8 protein-coding genes are annotated in these 8,513 nt (G+C 61.9%); 5 read left to right on the top strand and 3 right to left on the bottom strand.

The features are described 5' to 3' along the window. Positions 1–97: 97 nt before the first annotated feature. Positions 98–832, bottom strand: a complete 735-nt coding sequence (locus JIO00_RS09470; RefSeq protein ID WP_200668027.1) for a thioesterase II family protein — start codon at positions 830–832, stop codon at positions 98–100. 238 nt (positions 833–1,070) lie between these two features. Beyond that, positions 1,071–2,243 carry an MFS transporter gene (locus JIO00_RS09465; protein ID WP_154911484.1) on the bottom strand — a complete coding sequence of 391 codons (1,173 nt, stop codon included), beginning with the start codon at positions 2,241–2,243 and terminating at the stop codon, positions 1,071–1,073. A gap of 232 nt (positions 2,244–2,475) precedes the next feature. Here JIO00_RS09465 and JIO00_RS09460 point away from each other — a divergent pair, with 232 nt between their 5' ends. The 4 genes from JIO00_RS09460 to JIO00_RS09445 all read left to right on the top strand — a co-directional run bounded on the left by JIO00_RS09460 (position 2,476) and on the right by JIO00_RS09445 (position 6,760). Further along, positions 2,476–3,264, top strand: coding sequence for a glucose 1-dehydrogenase (locus JIO00_RS09460; protein ID WP_077748907.1), 789 nt, complete (start codon positions 2,476–2,478; stop codon positions 3,262–3,264). Then, positions 3,257–5,083, top strand: coding sequence for a glycoside hydrolase family 15 protein (locus tag JIO00_RS09455; RefSeq protein WP_200668025.1), 1,827 nt, complete (start codon positions 3,257–3,259; stop codon positions 5,081–5,083). Before JIO00_RS09460 ends, JIO00_RS09455 begins: the two co-directional genes overlap by 8 nt. A 326-nt stretch (positions 5,084–5,409) precedes the next feature. Continuing rightward, positions 5,410–5,799: a hypothetical protein gene (locus JIO00_RS09450; RefSeq protein WP_077748909.1), complete on the top strand. Its 390-nt coding sequence runs from the start codon at positions 5,410–5,412 to the stop codon at positions 5,797–5,799. Positions 5,800–5,857: 58 nt separating this feature from the next. Then, positions 5,858–6,760 carry an alpha/beta fold hydrolase gene (locus tag JIO00_RS09445; protein ID WP_077748910.1) on the top strand — a complete coding sequence of 301 codons (903 nt, stop codon included), beginning with the start codon at positions 5,858–5,860 and terminating at the stop codon, positions 6,758–6,760. Here the strand turns inward: JIO00_RS09445 and JIO00_RS09440 are convergent. Beyond that, complete coding sequence (locus JIO00_RS09440) at positions 6,729–7,712, bottom strand: GlxA family transcriptional regulator (RefSeq protein WP_077748911.1); 984 nt, start codon at positions 7,710–7,712, stop codon at positions 6,729–6,731. The two genes, JIO00_RS09445 and JIO00_RS09440, sit on opposite strands and share 32 nt — an antisense overlap. Before the next feature lie 88 nt (positions 7,713–7,800). On the opposite strand from JIO00_RS09440, the gene inhA reads away from it, so the two are divergent. Further along, entirely contained in the window at positions 7,801–8,478 is a 678-nt protein-coding gene (inhA, locus tag JIO00_RS09435; protein WP_077748912.1) for an isonitrile hydratase, read from the top strand. Positions 8,479–8,513 lie beyond the last annotated feature (35 nt).

Genomic DNA, 8,513 nt, shown 5'->3' with positions numbered 1-8,513 from the left:
TATCAGGCAGGAGGTAAAACGCGGGGTGTCAGAGGGATAAAAATCATTGTGGGAGAGAGCTTGCTCCCACAGGGATTGAGTGACGCCCGGGATTGCGTCAGGCGCTGGCAGCCATGGCGTGCCGCCGATGGTGAACCTCAAGCTGATCCTTGATCACCCGCAACACCTTGGCTTCGTGCTCATGGATAAAGAAGTGCCCGCCCGCGAGCATGTCCACCGAAAAACTACCGTGGGTTTCCTTGCTCCAGCCGATCAACTGCTCGGTGGTGGCCCGATCATCCTTGCCACCGAGCACATGCACCGGGCACTTGAGCAAGGGACGCTGCTGCGGTTCAAATCGCCCGCACAGCAGGAAGTCCGCGCGCAGGACCGGCAGTGTCAGGCTCATCAGCTCTTTATTGGCCAGCACTTCTTCGCTGGTGCCATTGAGGGCGCGCAGTTGATCGATCAATTCGGCATCGGTCCTGGGCTGGGCGAAGCCGCGATCGTAGTCGGCCCGCATGGTGGGTGCAGCCGTGCCCGAGGCGAACAGCGCCACTGGCTCCGGGCACCCCAGCGAGCGAAACGCATGGGCCATTTCACAGGCCACCAACGCGCCCAGGCTATGACCGAACAATGCGTATGGCGCCTTGAGCGTGGCTTTTTGTTCCTGGGCGAGTTGCAGCGCCAGGCGTCGCATGTCGGTGTGCAACGGCTCGCCATACCGTGCGCCACGCCCCGGCAGTTCCACCGGCTGCAGCGTGAGCCATTCCGGCAGCTTGCGCCGCCAGCGGCTGTAGACCATGGCGCTCGCGCCTGAATAGGGCAGGCACAGCAATGTCAGCTGGGTCACCGGGCTTACCTCGAAAAGTTGTCTATCAAGGGAACGGATGAGGCCGGCCTTGAATTAGTCCCAAGGTTGTAGAAGTGCCGAACACTGACATCGTGGCGAGAGAGCTTGCTCCCGCTCGGCTGCGCAGCAGTCGTAAAACGGGTGGATGCGGTGTACTGAAAAATCTCAGTGAATGGTTTTGGGGCCGCTTCGCGACCCAGCGGGAGCGAGCTCCCTCGCCACAGGTTCTGTGTTTCGCTTATCTCAGGTGGCGATAGCTTTGGACTGCGGAACCGAGGATCACCGCACCGGCAGCAATTGCCAGCCAGAATCCACTACGGGCCCCAAATGCATCGATCAGCCAACCCGAACCGGCCGCACCGATTGCCACGCCAATACTCAACCCGGTGACCAGCCAGGTCAGGCCTTCAGTCAGTTTGGCCGGCGGCACGATGCGCTCCACCAACGCCATTGCCACAATCAGCGTCGGCGCAAAGAACAGACCGGCGACAAACACCGCCAGCGACAGCCCGAGAATGTTCGTCGCCAGCAGTAACGGCAGCGTGGTGACCGCCGTCGCCACCCCGCCATACAAGAACAATCGCGGCAGCGGCACTTTCGAGCGCAACGCCCCGAACGCCAATCCCGCCAGGCAGGAACCAATGGCATACACCGACAACACAACGCTCGCTGCTGCCGGCTGGCCCTGCTGCTGGGCGAAGGCCACGCTGACCACATCCACCACGCCAACGATGGTGCCCATGGCGACCATCAACAGCATCAGCAATTGAATGTCGAGCGAACGGATCATCGAGCCCTGATGGTGTTCTTCATGGGGATGCACCGCCGGCTCGGTGTCCCGTTGCAGGACAAACGCCGTCACCCCGATCGCCAGCATCAGCAACGCCGCCAACGGACCGGCCTCGGGAAACGCCACCACGCACAACCCCACCGACAGCGGCGGCCCGACAATAAAGCAGACTTCGTCCAGCACTGATTCCAGCGCGTAAGCGGTTTGCAGCTCCGGCTGGCCGCGATACACCTCGGTCCAGCGCGCACGGACCATCGCCGACATGCTCGGCATGCAACCGGCCAGCGCGGCGAACACAAACAACGTCCAGATCGGCGCCTGCAAGCGGGTGCAAAGCAACACCAGCAACAACGCCCCACCACCGATCAACGCCGAAACCGGCAGAACCCGGCCTTGACCAAAGCGATCCACCAGCCGCGAGACTTGCGGTGCACAAAACGCCGTGGCCAGGGCAAACGTCGCCGCCACCGCACCGGCCAGACCGTAGCCGCCTTGCAGTTGCGAGAGCATGGTGATCAGGCCGATGCCGGTCATGGAAATGGGCATGCGCGCGATCATCCCGGCCAGCACGAACGCTCGGCTGCCAGGGGCTTTGAACAGGTCGCGGTAGGGGTTGGTCATGGGGTGCGAGTCTCAGTCAGGGCGAGCAAGTTGCCATAAGGCGGACCGAGGGGAAAGCAGGCAATTGTTGGTTGAATGTGAAGGCCTCACACGTTGATCGTTCCCCCCGCTCGGCGTGGGAACGATCAGGTGTCACGCGGTCAGGTGACGAAACTTTCATGGTTCGACGTGAACTCTCGCCAGCCCCCGTCAGTCAGCTGATTAAGCCCTCACACTCAAGGCGCTCACACTGATGCAGATTTCCCTCGACCAACAAGTCGCCCTCATCACCGGTGCCAGTTCCGGCATCGGCGCAGGCGCCGCCAAGGCATTGGCCGCCGCCGGGGCCGCAGTGGTGATCAACTACCATTCCCAGGCTGAACCCGCCGAAGAACTGGCCCGGCAGATCAACGCTGAAGGCGGTCGGGCTATCGCCATCGGTGCCGACGTTTCCAAAGAAGAAGACGTCCAACGGCTGTTCGCGCAAACCCTGGAGGCATTCGGTTCGCTGGACATCCTGGTGGCCAATTCGGGTATGCAAAAAGACGCCAAGGCGGTGGACATGACCCTCGCCGACTGGAACCAGGTGATCGGCGTCAACCTCACCGGACAGTTCCTCTGCGCCCGCGCCGCCCTGCGTATTTTCAACCGTCAGGGTATTCGCGAAGGCGTGTCCCGGGCCGCCGGCAAGATTATTCATATGAGCTCAGTGCACCAGCGCATTCCCTGGGCCGGCCACGTCAATTACGCCGCGTCCAAGGGCGGCGTCGACATGCTGATGCAAACCCTCGCCCAGGAAGTCAGCCACCAGCGCATCCGTATCAATGGCATCGCACCGGGGGCGATTCGTACAGACATCAATCGCGATGCCAACGAGGAGCAACTGCTCAAACTCATCCCTTACGGCCGGGTCGGTGAAGTCGAGGACATCGCCAACGCGCTGGTCTTCCTCGCCTCCGATGCGTCGGACTACATCGTCGGCACCACCCTGTTCATCGACGGCGGCATGAGCCTCTATCCGGAGTTTCGCGGCAATGGCTGATCATCATCCCGAGCGACAAAGCAACATCGACGCCCACGGCATCATCGGCGACATGCGCAGCGCGGCGCTGGTCAATGACAAGGGCAGCGTCGACTTTTTCTGCTGGCCGGAATTCGACAGCCCGTCGATCTTCTGCTCGCTGCTGGACACGCCCGAGGCAGGCATTTTCCAGCTATCGCCGGACTTGCCTGATGCGCGCCGCGAACAGATTTACCTGCCCGACACCAACGTGCTGCAAACCCGCTGGCTGAGCGAGCGCGCCGTGGTCGAAGTCACCGACCTGCTGCCCATCGGCGACAGCGAAGATGATCTGCCGGTGCTGATGCGCCGGGTCCGGGTGGTCAGCGGCCAGGCAACGTTTCACATGCGCTGCGCCGTGCGGCATGACTACGCTCGCGCCAGGACCCACGCACGTATGGATGCCAAAGACGTGGCATTCGAGGCCGATGATCAGCCCTCTCTGCGCCTGGCATCGGATCAGACCTTGCGTATCGACGGCAACGCGGCCGTTGCTGAATTCACCCTCAAACAGGATCAGAGCGCTGAATTCCTGCTCGGCGGCATCGACGACCCGCGTTTCAACAAAGGCGCGGCCGGGTTGTGCCTGGAACGCACGCTGAAGTTCTGGCGCGACTGGAGCGGTCAGTCCAACTACCGTGGTCGTTGGCGGGAAATGGTCAACCGCTCAGCCCTGGCCCTGAAGCTGCTGACCTCGCGCAAACACGGCGCGATCCTCGCGGCGGCCACGTTCGGCCTGCCGGAAACACCCGGCGGCGAACGCAACTGGGACTACCGCTACACCTGGATCCGCGACGCCTCGTTCACCGTCTATGCGTTCATGCGCCTGGGCTTCGTTCAGGAAGCCAACGATTACATGCGCTGGCTGCGCGGGCGGGTCAGCGATTGCCACGGCAAACCGATGAAACTCAACATCCTCTACGCCATCGACGGGCGCCAGGAACTGCCGGAAACCGAGCTCTCGCATCTGTCCGGCCATGGCGGCGCGACGCCGGTGCGCATTGGCAATCAAGCGTATGACCAGGTCCAGCTCGACATCTTCGGCGAGCTGATGGACGCGGTGTACCTGGTCAACAAATACGGCGACGCGATCTCCCATGAAGGCTGGAAACACGCCGTGGGCGTCGTGGATCAAGTCTGTGAAACCTGGCAGCAAGAGGATGTGGGCATCTGGGAAATGCGCGGCGAACAGCATCACTTTCTGCACTCGCGACTGATGTGCTGGGTGGCCCTGGACCGGGCCATTCGACTCGCCTCCAAACGCTCCCTGCCCGCGCCGTTTTCCCGCTGGGACCAGACCCGTCAAGCGATCTACGCCGACATCTGGGACAACTTCTGGAACGAAGAACGCGGGCATTTCGTGCAGCACATCGGCGGCACCACGCTGGATGGTTCGATGTTGCTGATGCCGCTGGTGCGCTTCGTTAGCGCCAAGGATCCGCGCTGGTTGTCGACCCTCGAAGCCATTCAGAAAACCCTGGTGCGCGACGGCATGGTCTACCGCTATCGCAACGAAGACAGCCAGATCGACGGCCTCAACGGCACCGAAGGCGCCTTTGCTGCGTGTTCGTTCTGGTACGTCGAATGCCTGGCCCGGGCAGGCCAGGTGGAAAAGGCGCACCTGGAGTTTGAACAATTGCTCAGGTACGCCAACCCGCTGGGCTTATACGCCGAAGAGTTCGACAGCCATGGGCGACACCTGGGCAACACGCCGCAAGCGTTGACGCACCTGGCGCTGATCAGCGCGGCGAGCTTTCTGGATCGGAAATTGAGTGGGGAGAAAAATTACTGGCAGCCTTGAGTCCACGTTGCCCCTATCGCGAGCAGGCTCGCTCCCACAGAATTTGTGTCAAACACGCTATTTGTGAACGACACCAAACCTGTGGGAGCGAGCCTGCTCGCGAAGACCTCATCAGCCATCACACAGAACTTGCTGAATACCGGCGAAAAAAGTGAGCGGTAGGGTCCAGACTCCTACAACCATTAAACAAACCTGCCCAATCACCCGAAACCGCTCATTCCGCCACCCCGAAAACGTTTGTTGCCAGCCGTTACATCCCCCCCTACCATCGGCCGTCAACGGGTGCAGCGGAGCTGCCCGATAAAACCCGAATTCAAGGAACCAGAATGAGCCAGCGTATCCACCGCCCCATCGACACCCCTCTGCGTTCAGGCCTGAACCGCGATGAACTGTGGGAGGCCCACGACAAAGGCCTCATCAAATGCTGGGAAATCGGCCGCCAACGCGCCGCCCGTTTCCCCGAACTCGCCCAACGCTGCCTCGTCGGTGAGTTGCCGGTGCTGGGCTGGAAAGGTGGCGTCAGCCGCAGCCTGAAGAAACTCGAAAAGTACGGATCCCTCAAATACCTGGCCCAGTGGCAGGGTTTGCGTGGGGAGGATCTGGATGTTGATCTGAGTGAAGAGCGGCCTCTGACGTGTTCGCGGACGAGGATGGTGGTGACGTTTACGCCGGACCGGTCGAAGTACTTCAATCAGGTGGCCGAAGTCGAAGTCTGAGTTGGCGGAACCTAGTCTCTTTGCATCCTCCGTCTGACAAACACCTCTGGAGTGTCCGATGAACACTGAAGCGTTGATCCAGAACATCAAGACCCCGACGTTGACGGTCGCCTACGAAGAACATGGCCCTGCCACCGGCGACCCGATCCTCCTCCTTCACGGCTTCCCTTATTCCCCACGCGGCTACGACGAAATCGCCCCGGCCCTCGCCGCTCGGGGCTACCGCGTTATCGTTCCGTACCTGCGCGGCTACGGCCCGACCCGCTTCAACAGCCCCGACACCCTGCGCTCCGGCCAGCAAGCCGCCCTCGCCCAGGATCTGCTGGACTTGATGGACGCGCTGGCCCTCCCGAAGGCCGCCCTTTGCGGCTACGACTGGGGCGGTCGGGCGGCGTGCATCGTCGCGGCGCTTTGGCCGGAGCGGGTTCGCTGTCTGGTGACGGGCGATGGCTACAACCTGCAGAATATTCCCGGCTCCACCCAGCCACAGGCCCCGAAAACCGAGCATCGCCTCTGGTATCAGTATTACTTTCACACCCCGCGCGGTGTCGAGGGCCTGACGAAAAATCGCCGGGACTTGTGCGAATTGCTCTGGAAATTATGGTCACCGACCTGGGCCAAAGGTCCTGAGCGCTACCCACTGAGCGCGCCGGCCTTCGACAACCCGGATTTCGTCGAGGTGGTGATTCACTCGTACCGTCACCGCTTCATGTACGCGCCAGGGGACCCGGCACTGGCGTGGATGGAAGAAGCGCTGACCCGGCAACCGTCGATCAGCGTCCCGACGATTTCCCTGTGTGGTGCCGACGATGGCGTCGGACCGGCCGAGGAGATTGATGAGGACATTGAACATTTCTCTGGGTTTTATGAGCGGCGAGTGCTGGCGGGCGTCGGCCACAACATTCCCGAAGAAGCACCCGAAGCGACGCTCAAGGCATTACTGGATCTGCTTCAGCGCTGACAGAAAACCGCTCGCGATAGGCTTGCGGCGTTACGCCCATGGCCCGCAGAAAACTGCGGCGAAGCGTTTCTTCACTGCCGAACCCGCACTGCACCGCCACCCGTTTGATCGGCAGACCGGTATCACTGAGCAAGCGTCGCGCGGTCTCGACCCGGATCAGCTCGATGGCCCGCGCCGGCGTCTGGCCGGTGTCGGCGCGGTAATGGCGAACGAAGCTGCGTTCGCTCATGCCGGCCTGCAAGGCGAGTGTCGGAATGCCCAGGTCCATGGTGAGATTTTCGCTGATCCAGGCATGAAGTTCGTCGAACCGGCTGCCTTCCTTTTGCAGAGACAAGGTCACGCTGAACTGCGACTGACCGCCCGGGCGCTTGAGGAACACCACCAGTTGCCGAGCGACGTCCAGGGCCATGGTGCGACCGAGATCCTCTTCGACCATCGCCAATGAAAGATCGATGCCGGCCGTAACGCCGGCCGAGGTCCAGACCGGGCCGTCATTGATAAAGATCGGGTTGGGCTCGACCCGTAACCGGGGATGTTTCTGCGCCAATTGCTCGCAACGGGTCCAGTGAGTCACCACACGCCGACCGTCAAGCCAACCACTGGCCGCCAGCAAGAACGCCCCGGTGCACACCGATGAAACCCGCCGACATGCCGTCGCCTGTTCACGCACCCAGGCCACCAGCGACTCATCCTCCGCCGCCGCGTAGACACCCCAACCACCGGCGATGATCAAGGTGTCGCTGCCTTGCTCGGGCAACGGCTCGGCTAACAGCGCCAGCCCCGCCGACGACATCACCACCCCGCCACCGTTGGCAATTACCGTCGGCGCGTAGGGCGCCGGCAAGCCTTGTTGACGGGCGATGTCGTTGGCCGAGGCAAACACCTGCAACGGCCCGGTGACGTCGAGCAATTGCACATTGGTGAACGCGAGCACATGAATGGTTTTTGGCATATTGGCGTAATTCGTGGGGTTATTGGCGTATACGCCAGATCCTACGAGCCTAGAGTGAAGCCGTCCACCCACTTCATGAGAAAACACCATGACGTTGCAGATCGGTTTTCTGTTGTTTCCACAGGTTCAACAACTGGACCTCACCGGCCCTTACGACGTGCTGGCCTCGCTGCCGGACGTGAAGGTGCATCTGATCTGGAAGGACCTGGTGCCGGTTACTTCGAGCACCGGGCTGGTGCTGAAGCCGACCACGACCTTCGATGATTGCCCGCCACTCGATGTGATCTGCATTCCCGGGGGCAGCGGCGTCGGGCCATTGATGGAGGATGAGCAGACATTGGCGTTTATCAAGGCCCAAGCGGCTAACGCGCGTTATGTCACGTCGGTGTGCACCGGCGCGCTGGTGCTCGGCGCGGCCGGTCTGCTGAAAGGCAAACGCGCGACCACGCACTGGGCTTATCACGAATTGCTGGGGCCTTTGGGGGCAATACCGGTGAAGGATCGCGTCGTGCGCGACGGCAATCTGCTGACCGGTGGCGGGATTACCGCAGGGATCGATTTTGCCCTGACCCTGGCGGCCGAGTTGTTCGATAAGGACACGGCCGAGCTGGTGCAGTTGCAGCTGGAATACGCGCCGGCACCGCCGTTCCAGTCCGGCAGCCCCGAAACAGCGCCGCCGAGCGTATTGGCAGAAGCGCATCGGCGGGCGGCGCCATCCCTGCAGCAAAGGGCGCAGATCACTGGACGGGCGGCGGCCAGGCTGTAGCAGTACTTTTCGACAGGCGAAAAAAAACCCGCTTC

It is taken from the genome of Pseudomonas sp. SW-3 (assembly GCF_016615645.1).
Taxonomy (GTDB): Bacteria; Pseudomonadota; Gammaproteobacteria; order Pseudomonadales; family Pseudomonadaceae; genus Aquipseudomonas; species Aquipseudomonas mandelii.
The sequence above is the reverse complement of the archived record's forward strand: the minus strand, read 5'-3'. Positions and strand labels throughout refer to the sequence as shown.

Bases quoted from the DNA above. Each gene is read 5' to 3' on its own strand.
- JIO00_RS09465 (WP_154911484.1), bottom strand. From the start codon at position 2,243: ATGACCAACCCCTACCGCGACCTGTTCAAAGCCCCTGGCAGCCGAGCG.
- JIO00_RS09460 (WP_077748907.1), top strand. From the start codon at position 2,476: ATGCAGATTTCCCTCGACCAACAAGTCGCCCTCATCACCGGTGCCAGT.
- JIO00_RS09455 (WP_200668025.1), top strand. From the start codon at position 3,257: ATGGCTGATCATCATCCCGAGCGACAAAGCAACATCGACGCCCACGGC.
- JIO00_RS09450 (WP_077748909.1), top strand. From the start codon at position 5,410: ATGAGCCAGCGTATCCACCGCCCCATCGACACCCCTCTGCGTTCAGGC.
- JIO00_RS09445 (WP_077748910.1), top strand. From the start codon at position 5,858: ATGAACACTGAAGCGTTGATCCAGAACATCAAGACCCCGACGTTGACG.
- JIO00_RS09440 (WP_077748911.1), bottom strand. From the start codon at position 7,712: ATGCCAAAAACCATTCATGTGCTCGCGTTCACCAATGTGCAATTGCTC.
- inhA (WP_077748912.1), top strand. From the start codon at position 7,801: ATGACGTTGCAGATCGGTTTTCTGTTGTTTCCACAGGTTCAACAACTG.